The following is a 24,224-nucleotide window of genomic DNA, read 5'->3' on the forward strand; positions in this document are numbered from 1 at the left end:
CGTTAACCAATCGGCCGCGCAAAAAAGCGTTGCTGGCACGGCACTTGCACCCAAAAATGCGAAGTGTTTAACGGCGGAGAAACCATGCTGCGTAAGATCGGAAGGCTGTTTGTCATCAAGACAAGGTTCGAAGCCTTCGTGATCATTTACGCGCTCGCACTCGGCGCGACATCGCGCGGCGCCGCCTATCTGCAGGAATACCCCGGATGGGGCGGCCAGCTGCTGTTCCTGGCAACCACCGGCGCTGTGTTCTTGGCCGGGGCGAAAATTCTTGATTGCTTGAAATACGAGAAGGCTGAGCGGGAGCGTGAGGCGGTTGAACAGGCTGAAGGTTAAGACTGACCGCACGCCCCAAGTTCAGGCCGATTGATAGTTCCGAAAAGCTCAACAAAGGTGCTGGTCGACTTATATCTTGGTAACGATCTTACTCCTTGTTGATGGCCGAGAGAGAATGCCGTTCAATTGCGCGCCCCTTTACAATTACGGCCTGGATCATGTTGAGAGCTTCGCCATTTTCCAATGGGTTGCCACCAAGGATAAGGAGGTCAGCACGCTTGCCGATCTCAACTGTGCCGATCTCATCGTCTAGGCCGAAGAAAATGGCGTTATCCAACGTTGCAGCTTTGAACAGTTTGGCAGGAGATACGCCGTTCTCCAGCCATCGTTCCATTTCCCGCCAGCCGTTAAGTCCGGGCGGGTTAGCGTAGGTTACGTCACTTGGCGTGTCGGATCCGAACATGAGAATTCCACCGTGTTCGTCCAAATATTTGAAGGCCGCGTTGACCCGCTCAATGCCCTCGCCATCAATTTCCTGCCAGCTTCCGGTATCCAGATACTCGCGAAAATACGGAAGCGCGGCCATCTTCTCCTTGTACCACTGGCCCTCTTCGCTTGCGTACCAGTCAATCAAGGCTTTTGGTGCAACATGTTTGAGTGCTGGCTTAGCAAGGTAATCCGGATCATGAAGATCGCGCTCACCATAGAGGACTTGAATAGTAGGCTGCCAAGCAATCTCCTTTGCAATAACTCCATCCAGAACACCCCGAACGCTTTCGGTGAGATTGGTGTGATCGCTTTTCCAAGACCACATTCCATGAACGAAGGCGTCCGCCCCAGTGGCAACTCCAATCGACTGCGCCATTTCGGAATTCGCGTGAAGCAATAACGGTAATTTGTGCTTGTTCGATTCAAGCTTGATCTGTCGCAGGATGTCTTTCGATGGGGTCGGCCAAAGATTCTGCCCGCCGAAACCTGCCTCAAAGTAGGATTTGACGCATATCGCATCGCTGGCCGCGATCTGTGCGATCAATGACTTCGGGGATTGATCTGCGGGGTTGTAGCCAGCCGGAAATTCCTCCGGACGTTCAGGATCGAAGATGAAATCTGGTCCAACTTCATAGCGCAGTGGTTTCGGAATATGTGCAGATGGGTATCCGTCCTGGATGGTAATTGCACCGCAATAATGAACTGTCGGCCCAACCGGAACGTCGTTCCATCCACGCGGGAGATCTGAGTCGCTGGCCAAGTCAATCAAGGTTGTGAAGCCGTGATATAGATAACTCCGCGGAAATTGTGCGCGGGCCTGTGCGCTGACTTCGGGATTTGCACGCTCTTGGTCAAACCGCATCCCTGGAATTGCTGCGAGATGAACATGCGCATCAATGTAACCCGGAGTGAGATACAACCCTCGGCCGTCAATTACATTCTCGGCAGATTCGTCTGGCAGCGATTGGTCTGAAATTTCAACAATACGGCCATCGCGAACAAGGACACTACTGGGTGCTGAAGGGCTCTGACGTTCAGGCGAAACAATGGTAATGTCTCGAATTAACAAATCGGCATAGGCAGCGTCGGTTGGGTTGGAGACACATGCGCCGGTAAAGAGCGATAACCCAATCGCAACCCAAACAACTCTCATAGATCCATCCTCATTGTTCTTTAGTCTGAGAATCGAAAGTTACGAGAAGATCGGCTAGCAATCGACCGAAAGCGCTTTTTGGGACATGTTTTGTGGTCTCCAAACGCGTTTTAGGTCGCTGATCTTGGAAGGGAGCGGAATATGGATTCCATCATGCAGCTACTTGCCTTTTCAGTGTCGTTCGTCTGCTTCCTATTCACATGTCACCTTTGGACCCTTCGGACGGCGCCGCGCACCACGCCGACCGTATTGGCTGCATCCTTTTTCGTACTATCTGCGCAAATGGGTTTGCTGGTCGTCGCGCTTGAGTACGGGCATGATCACTGGTGGATGTTTATGCGGCCCGCTTTGGCGATGACCTTCGGACCAATGGCGTGGCTATATTTTGTCAGCGCTGTCGATACGGAATTCAAAATACGTTTTCGCCACATTCTGCATTTTGTCCCAGCACTGTTTGTCGGCGCAGAAATGGCACTCCAAACTATTCTAATCGAGATCGACTACGCGATTATTGCCAGCTTCACTGCATATGCAGCGCTGCTCGGTTGGAAGGCGCGATTGGGAATACCGCAATTTTCGCATCTCGGAGACGATGCAGCACTGGTCTTTCGCTGGCTCGTGGTCACCGCCATCATACTCGCGGCATCATCCGCAGGCGAGTTAGCTATCTTTCTAGAAGTACAAAGTGGCCGTGGGATGTCTCAATCACCTGCGCTTCTATTCCTGTTGTGTATCGATTTCGCCTTGATCGGGCACGCGCTTCTGGCTGCACTGCGTCGACCATCCCTGTTCGATTGGATGTATGAAATACCAAACAGGGCATTTGCTCAAAACAAAGGAACGTATCGGGACGAAGATTATCAAGCATGTATTGAGCGCTTCAAGGAATTAGTCAGAGCAGAAAAACTGTATGCGCAAGAAGGCGCTACCTTGCGGGTCGTTGCCCAAAAACTCAGCGTGCCAACCCGCCTTCTCTCAGAAGCGATTAACCGAAAGTTTGGTGAAAGCTACTCTCGCCATATGAACCGCCAAAGGGTCGAGATTGCGCAACAATTGCTGCGCGAACATGCGAACCTATCAATCACCCAAATCATGTTTGACGCTGGTTTTCGGACGAAGTCCAGTTTCAACAGAGAGTTTCGGGCCGTCACCGGTGAAACGCCTTCGGATTATCGTCGAAGTATCCAAAAGGTCTAGCCAGACTAAACCCACTTTGTCGAACGTTAGGAGGACTAAGGCCGAGGTAATCATTCGCCTCGTGATAAATGGCCGACGTCCGCCTTCACCCTCAAAAGCAAACGCAGCTTCTGCATCGCAGCCATAAAGTGACGGCAGGCTTTACTCGCCAACCGAGCGATTGATCTGAAGCGGTAGAAACGCGCTCGCAACGCGCATACGCCGCGCCATATATACATCTATGAAAGAAAAGGTGGGGGGTTCTGTTGCTAGGCCCCCCGGGCCCCCGGAATCCGCTTCTGTTGCCCGGTGGGTCCAACCGCGCTTTAGCTTTGTAAATTCAGGCCGTTAAGCCGTCACATTACGCTGCGATTGCGAGTGCTTCGTTATCGTTTGCACTTATAAAAATGAGCCTTTTACGGGGTTTCTCAACCCGGGCAAAAACTACGCCTTTCAACACACGTCGATCCTAGTTCGGCCCCATCAAAAACCTCGTGAAAACCGAGAGTTATGGTGGAGCCGCCGGGTACTGCCCCCGGGTCCGTTGCATCTATTATACGCAGCAATTTATCGCCATATCCCGCAAAAACGGGCAGGACCTATATAGACCCTGCCCGCTTAATGTGAAGTGTATGCTTAGTTTGTGGCAGTCCTAGCCACCCGCGCCCTCCACCCTTCCACCCGGAGCCTAGCGGGATACCATCCGGGTGGAAGGGTGGAGGGCGCGGGTGGCTAGGCAAGCTCGGGACCGAAGTCCCGAGCGCACCCAAACACAGCAACCTTACTTTTTCAGCGCGTCGCGGATTTCCGTGAGCAGATCGATCTCGCTTGGACCGGCCTCTTCCGCTGCCTCTTCTTCTTGCTTTTCAAACTTCGCTTTTGCTTTTTCAGCGTAGCGAACCAGCAGGAAGATGATGAAGGCGAGGATCACGAAGTTGATCACCGCAGTGACAAACGCGCCCCAGGCGAGAACATTGGCGCCCGCCTCGCGCGCTGCCTCCAGGCTCATGCCTGCATCGACTTCGCCCGACAAAACGATGTATTTGTTGCTGAAATCAACATCGCCGAAGATCAAGCCGACGATCGGCATGATCAGATCAGAGGTCATCGATGCGACTATGACCGCAAATGCGCCTGCGATAATGACCGCAACGGCCAATTCCATGACGTTGCCTTTAGCAATAAAATCTTTGAATTCCGAAAACATCTTATTTTCTCCCTAGACCCGAATTCACCCGCTATTTCGCAGCAAATTCAGCCCTTGCCAAGCGTCCTGCGCCGTCCGTCCACCGCTTGAAAGCGAGCTTAGGTGTGCTATATCTATAGTACAGGACACACTTATTGATGGTGCGCGCGCCGATCTGGCTGCGCGAGGGAAAGGGACATTCATGAATTTTAGGAATATTCGCCGCTTTGCGCTGGTCGCGGCCGCTTCTTTGGGTCTCGCTGCTTGCGGCATCAACTCGGTGCCCGCCGCTGAAGAAAATGCGAAAGCCAAATGGGCCGATGTCGAGGCTCAGTTTCAGCGCCGCGCGAACCTGATCCCCAACCTCGCCGAAGTCGCTCAAGGTGCTGCTGAAAACGAGCGCGCCATCCTAACCGAGGTAACCGAGGCCCGCGCGAAGGCGACCAGCGTGAATGTCACGACTGATGACCTTGCCGATGGCGCAAAGATGGAAGAATTTGCCGCTGCGCAAAGCCAAATGAGCCAAGGGATTGGACGTCTACTCGCCAGTTTTGAAGCCTATCCGCAGATCACCTCAACGCAGGGCTATATCACCCTGCAAAGCCAGCTTGAAGGCACGGAAAACAGGATCGCTGTTTCACTGCGCGATTACAATGAAGCGGTGCGCCAGTATAACACCACGATCCGCACCTTCCCTGATACAATCGGTGCGAACATCATCCACGGCGCAGAGCCGCTGGTGCCATACTCAGCTACCACTGAAGGCGCAGAAGAAGCGCCAGAGCTGGACCTGACGTCAGACTGATCGCAAAAGTGTTTCGCCCCATCCTCACCGCTTTTGCGGCGTTCCTTGCGCTGCTTGCGAGCCCTTTGGCTGCTCAGGAATTCCCTGAGCTGACCGGGCGGGTCGTTGATGCGGCAGACATTATTCCCGCTGATGTGGAGGCTCAGCTCAACGCTCAGTTGGAAGCATTAGAGACGCAATCTCAGCGACAGTTGGTGGTCACCACCATCCCAGACCTCCAAGGCTATGACATCAGTGATTTTGGCTATCAGCTAGGCCGCGAGTGGGGCCTAGGCGATGCGGAGCGCAATGACGGCGCGCTGCTGATTGTTGCGCCCAATGATCGGAAGGTGCGGATCGAAGTCGGTTATGGCCTTGAAGGCTATTTGACTGATGCGCTGTCCTCTTTGATCATTCAGAACCAGATCATCCCACGCTTCAAGCAAGATGATTATCCCGGCGGCATCGTCGCTGGGACAAATTCGATCGTCCAACAATTGCAATTGCCACCAGACGAGGCCGCTCTTGTCGCGCAGCAGGCCAGCCAATCGCGCCAGCAAAGCCAGAACGATGGCGGCTTTCCTGTGGGCGCGCTGATCTGGCTGGGCTTCATGTTCTTCTTCTTCGTCCTGCCCATTTTGCGCGGACGTGGACGGCGCCGCAAATACCGCGCGAAGAAGGGCAAAGGCCCTTGGGGACGGCGCGGCGGCGATCGTGATCTTGGCGACACAGTCGGCGACATCATCCTATGGGAAGTTGGCAGCGCGATCGTTCGCGGCGCAATGAGCGGCGGCGGCGGTGGAGGCGGCTTCGGTGGTGGCGGCGGCGGCTTTGGCGGAGGATTCTCCGGCGGCGGCGGTTCATTTGGAGGCGGCGGCGCCTCTGGGGGATGGTGATCGATGAGCTACCTTACTGAAGCGCAGCACAAAATCGTCTCAGACGCGGTCGGCGAAGCGGAGCTCACCACCTCGGGCGAGATCCTGACCGTCCTCGCGGACCGGTCCGACGGTTATTCCGACATCTCTTTGTTTTGGGCCGCAGCATTGTCATTCACGGCGATGAGCCTGTTTGCCGCCCTGCCCCAGCCTTTCCTGGATTTCTGGGACAGCCTGTTTGGCGGATGGGGTCATGAATGGAGCACGGGTGAGCTGGCCAGCATGACAATCGCGCTCGGCCTCATCACATTTGTGATCGCTTGGGCCGTGCAATTGTGGGACCCGCTGCGCTTTGCGCTGATCCCCGGCCCGGTCAAAACCGCGCGCGTCCATGGCCAGGCGGTCAAACACTTCAAGGTTGGCGCAGAGGCTCGCACCCATGGCCACACAGGCATCCTGATCTACCTATCGATGCGAGAGCACCGCGCAGAAATCGTCGCGGACCAGCCAATCGCGGAGAAAGTCCCGGCCGAGATCTGGGGCGAGGCGATGGCCGATATGCTGGTTGAAATCAGGCAAGGTCATATCGCTGAGGGTATGGCGGCCGGTGTGCGCGATGTTGGACAGGTGCTGTCCGAGCATTTTGAGCGCGCCGATGATGACGAGAACGAGCTTCCCGACCGCTTGATCGAAGTCTAAGCATAGCCGCCATGAGCGCTGACACCCCCGGATTCGAAATCCCTGACACTGCTGACCTTGTTCGCGATATGGACGCGGACAAGCCCGAAGAGGTCATGTGGGAAGGTAAATTCATCACGGCCAAACGCCGCGGCCGGTGGGAATATGTCGGGCGTTCACGCGGCATCCGCGCCGCAGCGATCATCGCCATCGACACAGACCCTAGCGGCGAGCCTCACGTTATTCTGGTCAGCCAATACCGCGTCCCGCTCGGTCAGTTCTGCCTTGAGATCCCCGCGGGCCTCGTCGGCGATGATGAAGGCAAGCAAGGCGAAGCCGCAGAAGACGCCGCGCTGAGAGAGCTCGAAGAAGAAACCGGCTACACCGCTGAGCGCATGGAAAACTTGGGCGAGTTCTATTCCTCACCCGGCATGGTCAGCGAATGCTTCACTCTACTGCGCGCGCATGGCCTCAAAAAAGTCAGCGCTGGCGGCGGCACCGACAGCGAGAATATCATCACCCACCGCGTTGCGCTGAGCGAATTGCCGCGCTTCGTTGCCGATTGGCGAGCAGCCGGGCATGGGGTCGATGTACGCATATCCCTGTTCATGATGAGCGGGCTTCTAACAAAATAAATGACTTGAGAGGATTGATGACATGCCAACCACCCGCCCCGGACGCGTAGAGGGTAAGCTCGCATTGGTAACTGGCGCGGCGCAGGGCCTTGGCCGGGCGCACAGCATGCGCCTTGCTCAAGAAGGCGCGCGTGTATTGTGCACCGATATCAACGGGCAAGGCGCGCAGGACACCGCCGCTCTGATCAATTCTGAAGTCGGTTCTGGCCATGCCTTTGGTATCAGCCACGACGTCACCGACCCGGAAGCTTGGGAGGCCGCGGTCGATGCGGCTCGCGAGGAATTGGGCGGCCTCAACGTGCTGGTCAACAATGCCGGGATCGGTGTCGCGGGCAATATTGAGACATGCGATTTTGACGATTGGAAGCGCTGCTTCTCGATCAATGTCGATTCCATCTTTCACGGCTGTCAAAAGGCTTTGCCGCTGATGCGTGAACACGCGCCAGGTTCGATCATCAATATCAGCTCCATCGCGGGTCTTATCGCGAGCGACACGATGCTCGGCCTACAATGCTTCAAAAGCAAGCGTTTGGATGCTTTCCAAGTCGATCGCGCTCCACTGCGCGAAGAAGAACATGCAAATCCGCTGTAACTCGGTGCACCCGACCTTTGTCGATACACCGATCCTTGATGGAACCGCGCAGCATGCCGGGATCGAAAAGGATGTGCTGCTCGATAAGCTCGCACGGCAAATTCCACTGAAATTCGTGGGTGAGCCGAATGATATCGCCAATGCTGTTCTCTATCTCGCCAGCGACGAAAGCCGCTTTATGACCGGAGCAGAAATCAAGCTCGACGGCGGTATCTCAGCGATGTGATGGGTGATGGGGCTTTCTGCTCATGGCGGTAAGCCCCTGGCGCTCAGGTCCAGATACAAAAAGAGGGGCCGTTTGGCCCCTCCCGGTTTGTTTAACTTCGATACTCAGCGGTCCGAAAAACCGGGTCATCCGCTTGTCGTCGCTGCGTATCAGTCGGCGATCAGTCCAACCGCGATGTAGATCGGAATGGTCAGGCCAAAGCCGAGAAGTGTTGCGGCTACAAAGCCAATCCGAACGATGATTGGATCGATGCCGGTGTAGTTTGCAATGCCGGCGCTAACGCCCATCAGTTTTCCATTGTGCTTGTCCAGGCGAAATCCAGCGCGCGGTGGCTTGCCATTTGGCGAGTTGGTTACGTTGTTCATGCCATCACTCCAAGCGCAAGTGCAGGAGAGGCTGGGATAATCGCCGTGGCCATGAATACAGCGGAGATTGCGAGGGCCGAGACGGCTGCAAACACTCGGCTACTAAGGTCAATTGAAGCGAACATTTTGATTGGGTTTCCTTTAGTTAGATTGATGAGTTGGTTGCTGTCTGATCAGAAGATCATGCAAACATTCCAGGTGAGCCGGGGACAATCGCGCTGGCCATTACGATGGATGAAATTGCGACTGAGAAAGCGGCTACGATCAGGCGGGAGGCGATGTCGTTGCTAAACATGATGTGGTCCTTTTGATGAAACGTTCGGCTTGGAATTAAGCGAACAATTGTGGGCTGGCTGGGAGGATCGCTGTGGCCATGAACACTGCCGAGATGGCGAGTGAGAAAGCGGCGGCGAAGAGGCGGTCTGAAGTATCGGTAGCGAACATTGTTGGTCTCCTTGGTCTTTGTTTCGTTCCTGGTGAGATTGTCTCACTGGATGCCAAACACTTTGCAGGAGCCGTGCCAAACTCGAAAAACGGCGGAATTCTGCCGTTTCTGGAATTTACAAGTTTTAACTTCATGTTCATCAAACCGAAAGGTTGGGAATTTTCACCACCTATTAGGATTTAGGCTTTTCGGTGGATTTTCATGGCCATTCTGCGCGCCCATGCTAACCCTGCGCGCTCTATGGCGCTCGAGAAGATTTCCCTCGAAAATTTCCGCAACCATGCGGGCAGTGAGCTTTCCAAGACCGCCAAGTTTAATCTCTTGGTCGGCGACAATGGTGCTGGCAAAACCAATATCTTAGAGGCGCTGTCGCTGCTCAGTCCGGGTCGCGGCATTCGGCGAGCGGCTCTGACAGAGCTGGCTCGGCAGAATGCTGACGGGCCAAGCGCAGGCGGCTTTGCAATTGGCGCGAGCCTGACCGAGCAAGGCCTCGTCAGCGCACGGATCGGCACATATGTAGAGCCTGACCAGCCGCGCCGCCGCCTTGTGCGGATCAATGGCGCCGATGCGAGCGCGAGTGCGCTCAGCGAATGGCTGGCGATTTCCTGGCTAACCCCGGCGATGGACGGCCTGTTTATGGACTCAGCCGGCGCGCGCCGCCGCTTTGTCGACCGTATGACGCTGGCGATAGAGCCGGGCCATGCCAAATCCGTCTCTCAGCTGGAAACGGCCCTGCGCGAGCGCAACAAACTGCTCGAAGAGCGCGGCGATGCGCGCTGGCTCGATGCGATTGAGGCTCAAGCCGCTCAGCACGGCGCCGCTGTTGCCGGTAATCGCATGGCTCTTATCGAGGCGCTGGGCGTGGAGCTGTCCGCCCTTCCCACTCAGCCCTTCGCCCGGCCCGTCCTGACATATCGCCCCGGCGGCCCAATGGAACCGCAGGCGCTCTGCGATGAGCTTGGTAGGCAGCGCGGGCGCGACAGAGCCGCTGGCCGCGCGCTCACCGGGCCGCACCGTGATGAGCTTGACGTGGTTATGGCGGGCTCTGGGCAGTCTGCCGCCTCTTGCTCAACTGGCGAACAGAAAGCGATGCTGATCGCCACCACATTGGCACACGGCGTTCTGGCCGCTGAAGGACGGCCATCGGTGCTGCTATTGGATGAAGTCGCCGCTCACCTTGATCCAGTGCGCCGCGCAGCTTTGTTTGAACGTTTGGGGCAAGGCCGCGCACAGGTCTGGATGACCGGCACGGAACTATCGCCCTTTGAAGAGATCACAGCAGAGGCCGCCATCTGGCAGGTCAGCAAGGGTACGTTAGAGCGGCTTTAGTTCGCCGCGCTGCTCGCTTCTTCGTCCTGCGGCAAAGCGGCAGAGACCTGATCCAACGTCGCCGCGACCAAGCGATCAATTCCTTCCTCGGTCGGGTGAATCCGATCCGATTGGAACAGGTCCGGCTCTTGATAGATGTCCTCCAGCCAGAACGGGATCAGCGCCGCGCCGTATTCGCGCGCAAGGTCGCCATACATGCCGTCAAATTCAGCCTGATATTCCGGGCCATAATTGGGCGGAGCGCGCATTCCCATTAGCAGAACCGGGATCTCGCGCGCTTTCAGCTCATCCAGCATGGCGACAAAGTTTGCCCGCGTCTCATCCGGTTCGATCCCGCGCAGCAAATCATTCCCGCCCAGCTCCAAGATAAACAGGTCCGGCTTTTCTTCCTGCGCATCCAGCGTGAAAGAAAGCCGCTGCCTCCCCGCAGAGCTGGTGTCGCCTGAAATGCCCGCGTTGGCGACCACCGCATTAACACCAGCTGCGCGCAAAGCATTCTGCAATTTCGCCGGATAGCTGTCGTCTTTGGCAACATTGTAGCCAGCGAACAGACTATCGCCAAACGCGACAATGCGCCGTTCAGGGCCTTCAACGGGAACTGGAGTGCCCGCTTGTGGGTTAGCAATGGGACTATCACCGCTGGCTGCGCCAGCAGCGACCGTATCAGGAGCCTCACTGCCACATGCCGCCAGAGCCAGCACCAGTAAGGGTGCTGCCAGTTTTAGCGGTTTCTTCGACCAAACGCTGATGCGCATCTATGAGCCTCCGACTTCAGTATCTTGTTTGCAACCCACCCCTATGCCATCTGGACCCTGTGAAAAACCCTTCTCTCGCGATCTCCGCACGTAACCTTAAACTCACCCTCGGTTCGGCCCAAGCGCCGGTCGATATCCTGCGCGGTATCGACCTCGACATTGCCACCGGCGAAGTCGTTGCGCTTCTTGGCCCATCCGGCTCTGGGAAAAGCTCGCTTATGGCGGTGCTTTCCGGGCTGGAGCGGGCCACCAGCGGCACACTTGAGGTGGCAGGCGAGGATTTTGCCAACCTTGATGAGGATGGCCTGGCGCGCGCTCGGCGCGGGCGGATCGGGATCGTGCTGCAAGCATTCCACCTGCTCCCAACCATGACGGCGGCAGAAAACGTGGCCACTCCGATGGAGCTGTCGGGCGGCGAGCATCCTCGCCAGCGGGCAGAAGCGGAATTGCAAGCGGTTGGCCTCGGTCACCGCATCGGCCACTATCCCACGCAATTGTCTGGCGGTGAACAACAACGCGTGGCCATTGCCCGCGCCATTGCGCCCCGCCCAAACCTGATCTTCGCGGATGAGCCAACCGGCAATCTCGATGCGGCGACCGGCCAAGAGATCGTCGAACTGCTGTTTGAGCGCCGCGCAGAAACCGGCGCCACACTGCTGATCATCACCCACGATCCGAAGCTCGCCGAACGATGCGAGCGGGTGATCACTATGGCAGATGGCGTCATTGCGTCTGATACCTCGAACACCCCCGGGGTCTCTGCCGCGTGAGCGCTGCGGAAACTTCAGCCACGCTTTCTTGGGGTGGAGCCTGGCGGATCGCCCGGCGCGATCTCAATGCGCGCTTTCGCGGCCTGCGACTGCTGCTGGTGTGCATATTCCTCGGCACGGCGGCTCTCGCGGCGATCGGCACGCTGACAGCGGCGATTGAGCGCGAGCTGGAGTCCAACGGGCAGGAACTGCTCGGCGGCGATCTCGAAATTGAAATATGGCAGCGCAGCCTCAATGCGGAAGAGCTCAGCGCGATTGGCGAATATGGTGAGATATCGGGCGGCACCCGCCTGCAAGCCATGGCCTCCAGCGGCGAAAACGCTGCGCCGGTTGAGCTCAAGGCGGTCGACCAGAAATGGCCGCTCTATGGCACGCTCACTCTAAATGATGGCAGTGCGACCGGCGCACCAACGGGCAATAACGCCTATCTCGGGCAAGGCGCGATGGACCGGCTCGATATCGCTGTCGGCGAAACCTTCCGCGTCGGCACGGTCGATCTGGTCGCTGCTGGTGTCATTGAAAACGAGCCTGACCGCTTATCCGAGGGCTTCCAATTGGGGCCGACAATCATTGTCGCAGAAGACGTGCCGGGCCGTGCGGGCTTGCTGGAGCCGGGCTCGCTCTATGAAAGCAAATACCGCGTCGCCTTTGCCAACCAGGCGCGCGATCCCGGCGAGGTTGAAGAAGAGCTGACCGAAGCCTTCCCCAATTCGGGTTTCGACTTCCGCACCCGCGACCGCGCTTCGCCCGGCGCAGACCGCTTTGTTCAGCGCATGAGCGACTTTCTTACACTCGTCGGCCTCGCCGCCTTGGTGATTGCCGGGATCGGCATTGCAGGGGGCGTCTCGTCGTACCTGGAAGCTCGCAGAGGGAGCATCGCGACGCTCAAGGTGCTAGGTGCATCGTCGACCGACATCGTCCGCATATACGCCATGCAAATCGCGGTCGCCGCGTTGATTGGCAGTGCCGCCGGGCTGACCGTGGGCGTGTTGGTGACCCCAGTGTTGGGCGCCGCTCTTGAGGGCCTGCTGCCGGTGGAAGCTGGCTTTGTGATCGAACCTGCGCCGCTGTTGCTCGCTGCCGCCTATGGCTTGCTTGTCGCGTTCGCCTTTGCCGCGGCTCCGCTTTTGCGGGCTCGCACATTCCCGGCGATGGCGCTGATGCGCTCCAGCACGCCGCTGTCGAACACCGATTGGCGGCCGCTGCTTTGGACAGGCGGAGGCATCGCTGCGGTCTGTATCCTAGCCCTGGTCAGCACCAATCAGCTGGTCCTAACCGCTGGCTTTCTATTTGGCGCGGGCGGCGCTTTGCTCGCACTCGGAGCCTTGGGCATCGCAATACAGAAACTCGCGCGGAGTGCGCCCCGGCCCAGCAATCCGCTGCTGCGCAGTGCAGTCACCAATCTGCACCGCCCTGGCGCGCCAACGGGTTCTTTGGTCACCGCGCTTGGCTTTGGCTTGGCCGCCTTTGTCCTGCTCGCTGCCGTTCAAAGCGCGATTGATGGCAATATCCAAAGCCGCGTTCCCGCAGAAGCGCCGGACTATTTCGTACTCGATGTGCCGCGCGAGGGAGAAGAGACCTTCCGCGGCCTCATCGAAGAGCAGTTCCCCGGCTCCGATATTCGCGCCGTGCCGACTTTACGCGGATCCGTCCTCGCCTTTGGTCCCGAAGACGCGATGCAGCGCGTCGCGGACCTTGAAGAAATCCCAGAGGGCGCATGGGCGCTGCGGGGCGAGCGCGGCCTTACCTATGCCGACGAATTGCCGGTTGGTAACAGCCTGACCGAAGGTGAATGGTGGGACAAAGGCCATTCTGGCGACCCGCTGGTCTCGATTGACGCGCAATTGGCTGAGGGCGCTGACCTTGGCATCGGTGACAAGCTTACCATTGGCGTGCTCGGTATTGAGCGGACCGTCACCGTCGCCAATATCCGCGAAATCGATTGGGAAAGCATGGGCTTCAACTATGCGCTCGTATTCTCAGAAAACGCGATTTCCGACGCCCCGCACAATCTCGCGGCGACCATTGAGCTGCCTGCCTCGGCTGGCAATGAGGGGCGCGGCGAATTGCTGCGCGCGATGGTGCGAGAGTTCCCATCAAGCTCCGTCGTCGAAGTAAAGGACGTACTGACCGAAGCCCGTACGATCCTGCAGCAAGTTGGCCTCGCGACATTGGCGGCGGCTGCCGTAACAGTGCTCGCCGGGCTCGCCGTCCTAATGGGCGCGATTGCGGCTGCGCGGGCTGCAAGAATGCGAGACACCGTCATCCTGCGTGTCCTCGGCGCGAGCCGTAAGCAGGTGCTGTTGATGCAGCTTGCAGAATATGGGCTGCTTGCCGGCCTCTTGGCACTCGTCGCACTCGGCCTCGGCTCAGCGCTCGCTTGGGTGATTATCACCCAGCTGTTCGAGTTCGACTGGCTGCCAGCCTGGGGCGAAGTGCTGAGCGTGCTCGGCGTCGGCCTGTTTATGGTGCTGGCATTCGCTCTGGGCGGCTCATTGCCGCTGCTTCGCGCTAAGCCAGCGCAAGCACTGAGAGAGCTTTAGGCAAAGAAAAAGGGGGGCTTGCACCGCGCAAGCCCCCCTTCTCCAAATTTGTATGGTTTTATTCGAAGACTGAAGAACTGGTCGGATTCTTTGGGTCTGGACCAAAGCGGTTGGGTCCGACCGTACCCGGAAGGCACATAAGCACCAAGAAACCGATGCTGGCCAAAAAGCCAACGAATGGGATCAGGCTCGCGACCATGACGCCGAGATACCACCAACCTGACATATCGCGATCGTGCAAGCGGCGTACGACCACTGCGATGGATGGGATGAAAATCGCAAGTGCGTAGATGCCGAACAGGCCAAGCAGCAATGTGCTCATCATCCCGCCGCCAGACAGCGCATTTTCGATTGCTGCTGCTTCCGCCATCGGATCACCGCTCGTGCTCGCTGCGAAAGATGCCGACATCATCGAAAAGACGAACGGGCCGATCAGCACCGCGCTGATGATCAGGTTGAGCAACGCGAACATCCAATATTCTTTGCGCCGAGAGCGGCCCTGAAAATCGGCATAGCGTTTTAGCGGTAAAATCATCCATTCCATGTAAGTGATCCCCTCAAGTTCAACTTGGCCCCAGTCCGCGGGACGCGCGCCATTTGCACCATACCTAGGTAGTAAGCGCAATGAAAAAGGGGCCCGCATTGCTGCGAGCCCCCTTCCATGTGTTCAATTTAATCCGCTGGGATCAGAACTTGAAGCGTACGACGCCGCCGTAAGTGCGCGGCTGGTTCGGATAGCCCGAAACCGTGCCCGCCTGTGCGACGCCGTCAAACACAGTCGAGATGTACTGATCATCGGTCAGGTTACGCGCGAACGCACCGACTTCCAGACCATTGTTCAGCGCCAGTGTCATCGAAGCATTCACGAGATTAACTTCGCGGTTGAAGATTTGGGTGTTGCCCAAAGCTGCGTTGAAAGTCGGCAGGCCGTTGTTGATCGGCGTGTTGCTCTCGTGGTTGTAGTCGACGCGAGTGATCAGGCGCATGCCGCTGTCCCACTCGTGGGTATAGGTCGCGCTGGTTGCGATTGCGATTTCTGGGATACCAGCAGGGGTAACACCCGTCAGATCACCCAGAACACTGCCCGGGAAATCATCGAACAGTGGATCGAGATAAGTCAGCGCGAATGTCAGAACCAGGCCATCGGTCGGTACGATAGTCGTATCGAACTCAAGACCCTGAACCGATTGCTGACCAGCGTTTTGAAGCGCAAAGCCGGTGCCGGTGAAGGCGAGGCTTTGGAAACCTTCGATCGTTTGGTCGAACACAGCGAGGTTAAAGCCGAAGCCATCCCACTGGCCCTTAACGCCGATCTCGTAGACTTCTGCTTCCTCTGGACCGGCAAAGCGTGAGCCAGAAGACAGGTTTGGAAGGGCCAAACCAGCATCAAGGATCGGCGATGATGGCGCTGCGAAAGTCGAACCGCCTGGGCCAGCAACAAAGTCAGCGCTCGACGGACGGCTGTCGCGCGAGAGGTTTACCGAGCTCGCCTTAAAACCGGTTGCGTAGCTGGCGTAGACATTGACTTCGTTTGACACCTGATACGCGGCGCGCAGCAGATAGGTCAGTTTGTCATCATTGGTCCGGCCATCTTCAACCGCGTTCGGAATAGTGAGGAACGGCGGCTGGAACTGGAAGCCTTGCAGCAAAATAAATGGGTTACAGCCAGTGGTCACGCCGGGAGGGCAAGGCGTCAGAGCCAGTCCGAGAAGCGCATCCTGGTTAGCCTGCGGCAAGGCCTGGAATTGATCACGCGTGGTAACGCCACCTGCTGTCGCGAGTGTAATGAACGCATCAACTAGGTTAACCTGACCCAGTGGATCGGGGCTGAGCTGGCTCAGCGCAAAATCCTTGGAATCGTCGGTGTAGTTAAAGCCTGCAGTGAAGACGAGGCCGTCTGTCGGTTCAAAATCAACCGTACCAAAGATAGAGTACGATGTGTTTTCCATGCGGAATGTTTCTTCCGAAAGGAGCGGCGTCAAGAAAATGCTTTCCTGCGGCAGGCCGAGACCAGCTTCAACGCCGTTAAACACGCTGGGCGCACCGGAAAGAACATCTGCTGGGTTCCCACCTGCAAGCAATTCAAAAACGTCGCGGATGTCCGCGCCATTTTGAATCGCGCTGTCTTGCGAGATGGACTCGTCGAAATAATAACCGCCGAGCAGGAAGTTGATCGGACCGTCAAAATCGGACGTGATCCGGAATTCCTGCGTGAAGGTATCAACCGCCTGATCCCGCGTTTCGGTTGCCAGCGATGCGCTGGTGTAATCGATGTCGGACAGGAAGAAGTTGCGCAGCTCACGGTAAGCCGTGATCGACGTCAGCGAGATCGCGCCAAACTCGTAATCCACTTGGACCGAGGCGCCGTAATTTTCGACTTGGTTGGTCGGCACAAAGTTCAGGAACGCTTCGCGGTCGAAGAAATCTGCTGGAGCGCCGATTTGGCCGCCCACGGCATTGATCGCGCCGGAAACCGGGCCAGAGACCAATGTGCCAACCTGGCAGCACACTTCGTCAATTTCCGAATAGTCGACAATTGCGCGGATTTTGAGATCCGGTGTTGGTTCAAGCAAGAGCTGGCCACGGACCGCATAGCGATCGCGGTTGTTTTGCTCTTCATCAAGGTTGACGATCGTCGAATAACCGTCGCGGCGCTGATAGTTACCGTCGAGCGAGAATGCGATGTTCTCGGTTAGCGGGCCCGTCACATCGCCTTTGAGAACGACGGTGTTGAAGTTGCCGTAAACAGCTTCGACGCTGCCGCCGAATTCAAACTGAGGCTCGCGCGTGACCACCGAGATAACGCCGACTGATGCGTTCTTGCCGAACAATGTCGATTGCGGGCCGTTCAGAACCTCAATACGCTGAACATTGGGAAGATCGCCCAAAGCAGCGGCAGAGCGTGAGCGGAATACGCCGTCGATAAAGACGCCAACCGATGGCTCGATGCCGAAGTTGTTATCGCCGTTACCGAAACCGCGAATGATGAAGGTGGATGCGGACGATGTCTGCAGCTGGCTGACCCGAAGTGACGGGGTGACAGTTTGCAGGTCAAGGACGTCGCGGATTTGCGCGTTCTGAAGGGTCTCGCCAGAGGTCACCGAAACAGAGATCGGCGTCTCTTGCAGCGTTTGCTCACGCTTGGATGCGGTAACGATGATCTGATTTGATGATGATGCGTCAGGTGCATCAACAGCATCAGTTTCTTGATCTTGCGCGGCGGCCATTGTTGGCGCGCCAAGCGCGATTGCTGCTGCACCTGTCATCAGGGCAAGACGTTGTAAGCTCGGCAGAGCCGGTCGAATTCGAACGCATAGGAACTCCTCTCCAAAAATTCAGGCAGGACGTATCTCCAAATACGTTAACATCCCTGCCAATCCTGCACACAGATAGGGCAGTGCCCGCGGTGCCACAAGCGAGAAACCCCACTAAACGGTGGGTTGCAACAGCCAGTGTGGCATCGGCGACACAGTGCAAAATTGCTGCACTGCGATGACTTTTCGCGTGTCAATCGCTTGCCGTAACGGCGAGCCTGCGCTAGGCGCGCCAGCAATGCTGCATCGCAGCACATGTCTTACTATAAAATAGGCGGGATTTTGGGGCGTCAATTGGGCGCCAGTGTCCGCCAATTTCTGTGTTTCTGGCCATCCGGTGTTGCCGCTGGCCTTTATTCGAAAGCGTTATTCAATGTCCGCCTCTCAAGCTCGCGCCTTGCGCAACATCGCCATCATCGCGCACGTCGACCACGGCAAAACCACATTGGTCGACCAACTCTTCCGCCAGTCTGGCACTTTCCGTGAGAACCAGCGGATCGAAGAACGCGCGATGGATTCCGGCGATCTGGAAAAAGAGCGCGGCATTACCATTCTCGCGAAATGCACCAGCGTTGAGTGGGACGGCGCCAATGGCGAAACCACCCGCATCAACATTGTCGACACCCCCGGACACGCCGATTTCGGCGCTGAAGTTGAGCGTATTCTCAGCATGGTCGATGGCGTTATCCTGCTGGTCGACAGCGCAGAAGGTGCAATGCCGCAAACCAAATTCGTCACCGGCAAGGCGCTGGCACTCGGCCTGAAGCCGATTGTTGTCGTCAACAAGGTCGACCGCCCCGATGGCCGCGGCCAAGAGGTTCTGGACGAAGTGTTTGACCTGTTCGTCTCGCTCGATGCGAACGACGAACAGCTCGACTTCCCAGTGCTGTTCGCCTCAGGCCGCGATGGCTATGCCAGCGAAGATCCAGAGGCCCGCGAAGGCACCCTCGCCCCGCTGTTTGAGCGCATCATCGCGCATGTGCCCGCCCCTGGCCTCGACACCGACGGTCCGTTCAGCTTCCTCGCGACGCTGCTCGACCGCGATAACTTCATGGGCCGCGTTCTTACCGGCCGCGTCCAATCGGGCGGCCTTAAGGTCAATGATCCGATCCACGCGATTGATGTCGACGGCAATGTCGTGGAGGTTGGCCGCGCGACCAAGTTGATGAGCTTTGACGGCCTGGAGCGCGTTCCCGTTGAGAGCGCGGAGGCTGGTGACATTATCGCGCTGGCCGGGCTTGAAAAAGCAACCGTTTCGAACACCATCGCCGATCCTGCGGTGAAAGAGCCAATCGCTGCGCAGCCAATTGACCCGCCAACCCTCGCGATGCGCTTTGCCGTTAACGACAGCCCGCTGGCCGGACTTGAAGGCAGCAAAGTAACCAGCCGGATGATCCGGGACCGTCTGCTACGCGAAGCAGAGACCAATGTTGCGATCCGCATCACCGAAAGCGACGATAAGGACAGCTTTGAAGTTGCTGGCCGCGGCGAGCTGCAACTCGGCGTTCTGATCGAGACCATGCGCCGCGAAGGCTTTGAGCTCGGCATTTCGCGCCCGAAGGTGCTGTTCCGCGAAGAAGACGGTCAGCGCATGGAGCCATATGAGACGGTCGTTATCGACGTGGATGACGAGCACTCCGGCACCGTCGTTGAGAAAATGCAGAAGCGCAAAGCCGACCTCACCGAAATGCGTCCATCAGGCGCGGGCAAGACCCGCATCACCTTTTCTGCCCCGTCGCGCGGACTCATCGGCTATCACGGCGAATTCCTGTCCGACACGCGCGGCACAGGCATTATGAACCGTCTGTTTGAGAAATACGGCCCTTACAAAGGCGCTGTTGGTGGCCGCAATAACGGCGTCCTCATCTCCAACGGCAATGGCGAGACCAACGCCTATGCGCTCAACATGCTTGAAGAACGCGGCGAGCTGTTTGTTGGAGCAACCGTGAAAGTCTATGAGGGCATGGTGATCGGCGAAAACGCCAAGCCGGATGACCTTGAAGTCAATCCGATGAAGGCGAAGCAGCTTTCTAACGTTCGTTCGTCCGGCAAGGATGACGCGATCCGCCTCACACCGCCTCGGCGGATGAGCCTGGAGCAGTCGATTGCTTACATCGATGACGATGAAATGGTTGAAGTGACACCGGAATCTATCCGCCTTCGCAAATCTTCTTTGTGCCCGCATGAGCGCAAGAAGCTGAAGCGCAAGAAAGATGCCGCCTAAGCTGTTGCAGATTTGCTACAGCTCGGGAGGGTGCGACCAACATCACCCAACCTGTTGTATTTAGACGTTTTTCAAAATAGGTTCAGGAATCAAAACTGAATCTGTGCATTCGTGTGCGTGAAAATTTGCATCACGAAACCTGCGGACTCTTCCCTTCGCTCAATCTGCGCGTATTAAAGCACGTGAGAGAGAGGAGACCCCCTGTTATGAAAAGCTCTAAGACCTTGTTCAAATTGTCTTGTGCGATTGCCGCCATCGGTGTGGCAACGCTAGCTCTTGCGCAGCAGCAAGAGACAGTCACCAGCGACAACACTGCTGTCGAAAGCGGCGATGATAACGAAATTATCGTCACTGGTTCATTCATTCGTCGTCAGTCTCAAGCTGACCTGGCGTCCCCATTGGCCACCGTTGATAGCGGCGCGATCGCAGATATCGGCGCGCAAAACATCGGTGAAATCACTCAGTCGCTGACAATCAACAGCGGCGCACAGAACAATCCGGACGCCTTCACCCAAGGCGGCACGACCGGCACATCAAACATCAACCTGCGCGGCCTTGGCGTTGCCTCGACACTGATCCTGCTCAACGGCAAGCGTCAGACATTGTCGGCATCGCCAACCAACGACGGCATCAACTTCGTCGACACCAGCTCGCTCGTTCCGCTGATCGCGGTTGAGCGCGTGGAAATCCTGAAAGACGGCGCATCCTCGCTTTACGGTTCTGACGCGGTCGCCGGCGTGGTGAACTTCATCACCCGCGACGATTACGAAGGCCTGCTGGTCTCTGGCGAATACACAGAGCACCTCAGCACCGGCAATTACAGCGAGTACAACATTCAGGCGCTTGCTGGCGCTGAATTTGGCAGCCTCAACCTGGTTGGCGCAATCAGCTATGTTGATCGCTCACCGCTCACCACCGCTGAGCGCCGCCTGTCGGTACCGGCCAATGACACCTCAGCGCTCGGTAACCCTGGTGCATTCTTCGGCGTACCCGGAGCCCCTCCCGGTGCTCCAACGCTCGATCCAGGTTGCGCCGGTGCAGGCGGTATTCCGCTTCCTGCTAGCGCCGCTGCGGCCCCGCTTCTGCCAGCTGGCATTGGCTTTTGTGGCTTCGACTTTGGTGAGTTCTTCAACCTTGTCCCAGACGAACAGCGCTTGACCGCTTATGTCTCGGCTAAGGCAGACCTTTCTGACTCTGTCCGTTTCAGGGCAGAGGTTAGCTATGCGGACAACACGGCGCGGCGCGGCAACTCGCCAACCTTCCCGTTCTTGCAACTTGGCCAAGCCGTTGTCCCAACCTTCAACCCAGACAACCCGTTTGGCGCGAACGTCGTGTTCTTCGGCCGCGCCAGCGGTAATGGCGGCGAAGTTTCTCCGGCGCTGTTTGAATCGCAAACCCTGCGGCTCTCCTCCACATTGGAAGGTGACTTTGAATCTGGTCTGCTTTCGAACGGTCGCTGGAACGTAAACCTGACGTTTGCGGATAATGACTTTAGCGGAAACACCGAAGACACTGTTCGTGACCGCTTCGCTTGTGCACTTCGCGGTTTCAACGCGGTTCCAGCGTTCAACGCCGCGACCGGCCTTGATTGTACCGCCTCCAACCCGTTCCTGACGGCCAATGGCGCAACAATTCCTGCTGACGGCACCTTCTTCAATCCGTTCGCAACGGCTCTGGCTGGCGGTGGCAACACCAATGCAGCGCTGCTCGACTACATCACCGAATTCGCGGTTTCTAACCGTGATGCGGAACTGTTCGTTGCAGAAGGCTATGTCTCGGGTGAGATCGCTGAACTTCCAGCGGGACCAATCGGCATCGCGATCGGCATGCAATATCGCGAACAGCGGATTTCCGCGACGTTCGACGATATCTCCGAAAACGACGGCTTTGCCTTCCTTATCGGTGAGCAAGCATTCGCCGGTGCGCAAGACGTCTATGCGATCTTCGGCGAGCTCGCTGTTCCGATCACCGATTGGGCCGACCTTCAGCTGGCTCTTCGCTTCGAAGATTACGGCACCGATGGCGGCGACACACTCGATCCAAAGATCGCTTTGCTGCTGCGTCCAACCGATTGGCTCTCCCTGCGTGGGTCGTTCTCGACCTCGTTCCGCGCGCCATCGACCTTCCAACAGCAAGGTCAGTCAACGACGCTACAACAGGTCTCCGACCCACTCGCGGGCAACGCATTTGTCGCCGTTCGCGCGGTTGGTAACCCGAACCTGGTTCCAGAGGACTCAACCGCTTACAACCTGGGCTTCACACTCCAGCCAATCAGCGGCCTCGAAATCAGCGCAGACTACTACAATTTCGATTTCCAAAACGCGATTGTTCAAACCTCTGCGCAGGCTCTGGTTAATGCCGATCCAAACGGCCCGAACATCATCCGTAGTCCCGCTGGTACGATCATCCAGGTCAACAACAGCTATGCGAATGCCGCCAGCGTCGAAACCTCAGGGATTGATTTCTCAATCCGCTATGCGATCGACGTAGGCGCTGCTCGGATCACTCCGAGCTTCGAAGGCAACTATGTCCTCAGCTACGACCTGCAGGAATCTGTAGGCGGACCTGAAATCGACGGCACCGGAAACCGCAACTTCACCAATTTCGGCTCACCAACGCCGGAATTGCGCTTCAACGCTGGTCTCCAGTTTGAAGCGGGTGCGCACTCCTTCAACGTCTTTGGCCGTTACATCGACAGCTATCTCGACGATCAAAACGGCGGAGCAGACATCGACAGCGATTTCCGGGTCGACGTTCAATACAGCCTCGCGATCAACGAGCTGTTTGACCGCGACAAAGCCGTCACGCTGACTGCTGGTGTTCGCAACGTCTTTGGTGTGACTGCACCTAGCGTGGCAACCAATGGCGGCTTTGACAGCCGGGTTGCTGATCCGCGCGGCGCCGTTGGCACCGTCGGTCTGGTTGCTGAATTCTAAGACAAAACTTGCAGGCCGAGCCTAGGCTCAGCCCAGTTTTAAGCACATAAGAGCCCCGGGCGCATATCGCGCTCGGGGCTCTTTTTATGCGCGTGAAAAAACTTTTGCCTTTTGTGTAACCAAGCACGGCGGGGCGGCGAACTCCATTACGACCCGTCGGCAACTCTGCCGATAATCCGTTTTGGAGATCACAAAAATGATGCGTTTCTTTGCCCTTATCGCTGCCATTGGCGCCATCACCATTGGTGCGATGCAACTCTCTGCCAAGTCTGACACGTCCGGCTGGCAGACCTATGACGCGGCAGAATTTGCCATGGCGCAGGGCAAAGGCAAAACCATCGTGGTTGATGTCTATGCTGACTGGTGCCCGACCTGCCGCGCTCAGGCCCCGATCCTCGATGAACTTCGCAGTGAGAAGGCAAGCGGCAACGTACAATTCGTCAAAGTGAACTTCGACGATGAAAAGGCGTTCCTGCGCAAGCACCGCATCCCGCGTCAGTCGACCGTTCTCGTATTCAAAGGCGAAAAGGAAGTTGCCCGCACAATCGCGGAAACGAACCGCACTCGCCTGCGCAGCGCAATTCTGAAAGCGCTCTAATCCACTGCGTTTGCGCGCGGCCAATGCCGCGCGCGCATCACAGAAAGCTGAAGGCAATGCCATGCTAGGCAGCACGCTCTTATCCTTTGTCGCCGGTCTGGTGACGATCCTGAACCCTTGCGTGCTGCCGCTGGTGCCGATCTTGGTCGCATCAGCCCTGGGCAAGAGCAAGTTTGGCCCCCTCGCCCTTGCGGCGGGTCTGGTAACCAGCTTCACCCTGTTTGGCTTCACCGTGATCGCGTTTGGATATTCCATCGGGATCAATGAGCAGGCCATCCGCCTGTTCGCTGGCGCTCTGTTGGCGGTAGCTGGGGTCGTTCTGCTGGTCCCGCAAGCGCAGGTGGCGATCAGTGCCGCCGCCGCGCCGATCTCAAACTTCGGCAATCAGCGCCTCTCCAAGCTAAGCGGCGATGGTGCAGGCGGACAGTTTGCCATCGGCCTGCTGCTCGGCATCGTTTGGGCACCCTGCGTTGGCCCAACACTGGGCGTCGCGATCGCGGCGGCCAGCCAAGGGCAGAATTTGCTCGCGAGTTTCTTCATTTTCTTCGTCTTTGGATTGGGCGTCGCAACCTCGATCCTCGCATTCGCCTACGGCTCACGCAAAGCCATTGGAGAGCGCCGCAAGACGATGATGACGCTCGCGAAATACGGCAAGCCTCTGTTTGGAATAACCCTGCTGCTGGTTGGCGTTATGGTGCTCACGGGCTTCGACAAAGTGATCGAGATCGCCTTGCTGGATGCCCTGCCCCAGGGCTTGATTGAGTTCACGACACGCTTCTGAGTCAGGGCTGCTGCCCAGCCCGCGCGTACCGCCTCATCGCGAGCCGTCCCTAGACCGCTGGGGTTCACCTTCCTATGCTCGCCCCTCAAGACAA

General features: G+C 57.4%; 20 protein-coding genes, 1 other RNA gene and 1 pseudogene. 15 read left to right on the forward strand and 7 right to left on the reverse strand.

Annotation, left to right across the window (positions count from 1 at the left end; all coding sequences use genetic code 11):
* Positions 1-84 precede the first annotated feature (84 nt).
* A complete protein-coding gene (locus tag AC0V6U_RS08300) occupies positions 85-336 on the forward strand; it encodes a hypothetical protein (RefSeq protein WP_472642710.1) in 252 nt (83 codons plus the stop codon).
* Between the two features lie 88 nt (positions 337-424).
* Here the strand turns inward: AC0V6U_RS08300 and AC0V6U_RS08305 are convergent, their stop codons facing one another.
* Complete coding sequence (locus AC0V6U_RS08305; protein WP_472642711.1) at positions 425-1,918, reverse strand: amidohydrolase family protein; 1,494 nt, start codon at positions 1,916-1,918, stop codon at positions 425-427.
* A gap of 141 nt (positions 1,919-2,059) precedes the next feature.
* Here AC0V6U_RS08305 and AC0V6U_RS08310 point away from each other — a divergent pair, with 141 nt between their 5' ends.
* Positions 2,060-3,115: an AraC family transcriptional regulator gene (locus AC0V6U_RS08310; RefSeq protein WP_472642712.1), complete on the forward strand. Its 1,056-nt coding sequence runs from the start codon at positions 2,060-2,062 to the stop codon at positions 3,113-3,115.
* 267 nt (positions 3,116-3,382) lie between these two features.
* Here the strand turns inward: AC0V6U_RS08310 and ssrA are convergent.
* Together ssrA and mscL are read right to left on the reverse strand one after the other, a co-directional pair.
* Positions 3,383-3,726: a transfer-messenger RNA gene (gene ssrA, locus AC0V6U_RS08315) on the reverse strand.
* Positions 3,727-3,875: 149 nt separating this feature from the next.
* A complete protein-coding gene (gene mscL / locus AC0V6U_RS08320; protein ID WP_472642713.1) occupies positions 3,876-4,301 on the reverse strand; it encodes a large conductance mechanosensitive channel protein MscL in 426 nt (141 codons plus the stop codon).
* Between the two features lie 181 nt (positions 4,302-4,482).
* Between mscL and AC0V6U_RS08325 the strand changes: the two genes are divergently transcribed.
* The 5 genes and pseudogenes from AC0V6U_RS08325 to AC0V6U_RS08345 all read left to right on the forward strand — a co-directional run bounded on the left by AC0V6U_RS08325 (position 4,483) and on the right by AC0V6U_RS08345 (position 8,070).
* Positions 4,483-5,085 carry a LemA family protein gene (locus AC0V6U_RS08325; protein WP_472642714.1) on the forward strand — a complete coding sequence of 201 codons (603 nt, stop codon included), beginning with the start codon at positions 4,483-4,485 and terminating at the stop codon, positions 5,083-5,085.
* Entirely contained in the window at positions 5,085-5,960 is an 876-nt protein-coding gene (locus AC0V6U_RS08330) for a TPM domain-containing protein (RefSeq protein ID WP_472645732.1), read from the forward strand. Before AC0V6U_RS08325 ends, AC0V6U_RS08330 begins: the two co-directional genes overlap by 1 nt.
* 3 nt (positions 5,961-5,963) lie before the next feature.
* Positions 5,964-6,638, forward strand: a complete 675-nt coding sequence (locus tag AC0V6U_RS08335; protein ID WP_472642715.1) for a TPM domain-containing protein — start codon at positions 5,964-5,966, stop codon at positions 6,636-6,638.
* An 11-nt stretch (positions 6,639-6,649) separates the two neighbouring features.
* Positions 6,650-7,252: an NUDIX hydrolase gene (locus tag AC0V6U_RS08340; protein ID WP_472642716.1), complete on the forward strand. Its 603-nt coding sequence runs from the start codon at positions 6,650-6,652 to the stop codon at positions 7,250-7,252.
* 22 nt (positions 7,253-7,274) lie between these two features.
* Positions 7,275-8,070 (forward strand): annotated as a pseudogene (locus AC0V6U_RS08345) (SDR family oxidoreductase).
* A 149-nt stretch (positions 8,071-8,219) separates the two neighbouring features.
* Here the strand turns inward: AC0V6U_RS08345 and AC0V6U_RS08350 are convergent.
* Positions 8,220-8,435 carry a PspC domain-containing protein gene (locus AC0V6U_RS08350; RefSeq protein ID WP_472642717.1) on the reverse strand — a complete coding sequence of 72 codons (216 nt, stop codon included), beginning with the start codon at positions 8,433-8,435 and terminating at the stop codon, positions 8,220-8,222.
* Positions 8,436-8,808: 373 nt separating this feature from the next.
* On the opposite strand from AC0V6U_RS08350, the gene AC0V6U_RS08355 reads away from it, so the two are divergent.
* Positions 8,809-9,063: a hypothetical protein gene (locus tag AC0V6U_RS08355; protein ID WP_472642718.1), complete on the forward strand. Its 255-nt coding sequence runs from the start codon at positions 8,809-8,811 to the stop codon at positions 9,061-9,063.
* 57 nt (positions 9,064-9,120) lie between these two features.
* Positions 9,121-10,209: a DNA replication/repair protein RecF gene (recF, locus tag AC0V6U_RS08360; RefSeq protein ID WP_472645733.1), complete on the forward strand. Its 1,089-nt coding sequence runs from the start codon at positions 9,121-9,123 to the stop codon at positions 10,207-10,209.
* Here recF and AC0V6U_RS08365 read toward each other — a convergent pair.
* Positions 10,206-10,964 carry an arylesterase gene (locus AC0V6U_RS08365; RefSeq protein ID WP_472642719.1) on the reverse strand — a complete coding sequence of 253 codons (759 nt, stop codon included), beginning with the start codon at positions 10,962-10,964 and terminating at the stop codon, positions 10,206-10,208. The two genes, recF and AC0V6U_RS08365, sit on opposite strands and share 4 nt — an antisense overlap.
* Before the next feature lie 59 nt (positions 10,965-11,023).
* On the opposite strand from AC0V6U_RS08365, the gene AC0V6U_RS08370 reads away from it, so the two are divergent.
* Entirely contained in the window at positions 11,024-11,734 is a 711-nt protein-coding gene (locus AC0V6U_RS08370) for an ABC transporter ATP-binding protein (RefSeq protein WP_472642720.1), read from the forward strand.
* On the forward strand, positions 11,731-14,277 hold the full coding sequence (locus AC0V6U_RS08375) for an ABC transporter permease (RefSeq protein WP_472642721.1): 2,547 nt from the start codon (positions 11,731-11,733) through the stop codon (positions 14,275-14,277). Before AC0V6U_RS08370 ends, AC0V6U_RS08375 begins: the two co-directional genes overlap by 4 nt.
* Positions 14,278-14,335: 58 nt before the next feature.
* Here AC0V6U_RS08375 and AC0V6U_RS08380 read toward each other — a convergent pair whose 3' ends face one another.
* On the reverse strand, positions 14,336-14,821 hold the full coding sequence (locus AC0V6U_RS08380) for a DUF805 domain-containing protein (protein WP_472642722.1): 486 nt from the start codon (positions 14,819-14,821) through the stop codon (positions 14,336-14,338).
* Between the two features lie 142 nt (positions 14,822-14,963).
* Positions 14,964-17,504 (reverse strand): TonB-dependent receptor, encoded by a 2,541-nt coding sequence (locus AC0V6U_RS08385; protein ID WP_486169425.1) that lies wholly within the window; start codon positions 17,502-17,504, stop codon positions 14,964-14,966.
* A gap of 460 nt (positions 17,505-17,964) precedes the next feature.
* Here AC0V6U_RS08385 and typA point away from each other — a divergent pair, with 460 nt between their 5' ends.
* From typA to AC0V6U_RS08405, 4 genes are all read left to right on the forward strand, one after another.
* The gene (typA, locus tag AC0V6U_RS08390) at positions 17,965-19,815 is read left to right on the forward strand and encodes a translational GTPase TypA (protein ID WP_472642724.1); all 1,851 of its coding nucleotides are present in this window, start codon (positions 17,965-17,967) and stop codon (positions 19,813-19,815) included.
* Positions 19,816-20,021: 206 nt separating this feature from the next.
* A complete protein-coding gene (locus AC0V6U_RS08395; protein ID WP_472642725.1) occupies positions 20,022-22,751 on the forward strand; it encodes a TonB-dependent receptor domain-containing protein in 2,730 nt (909 codons plus the stop codon).
* 196 nt (positions 22,752-22,947) lie between these two features.
* Positions 22,948-23,349, forward strand: coding sequence for a thioredoxin family protein (locus AC0V6U_RS08400; protein WP_472642726.1), 402 nt, complete (start codon positions 22,948-22,950; stop codon positions 23,347-23,349).
* A gap of 61 nt (positions 23,350-23,410) precedes the next feature.
* A complete protein-coding gene (locus tag AC0V6U_RS08405; RefSeq protein WP_472642727.1) occupies positions 23,411-24,130 on the forward strand; it encodes a cytochrome c biogenesis CcdA family protein in 720 nt (239 codons plus the stop codon).
* Positions 24,131-24,224 lie beyond the last annotated feature (94 nt).

The sequence above is a fragment of the Erythrobacter sp. W36 genome (assembly GCF_057364935.1).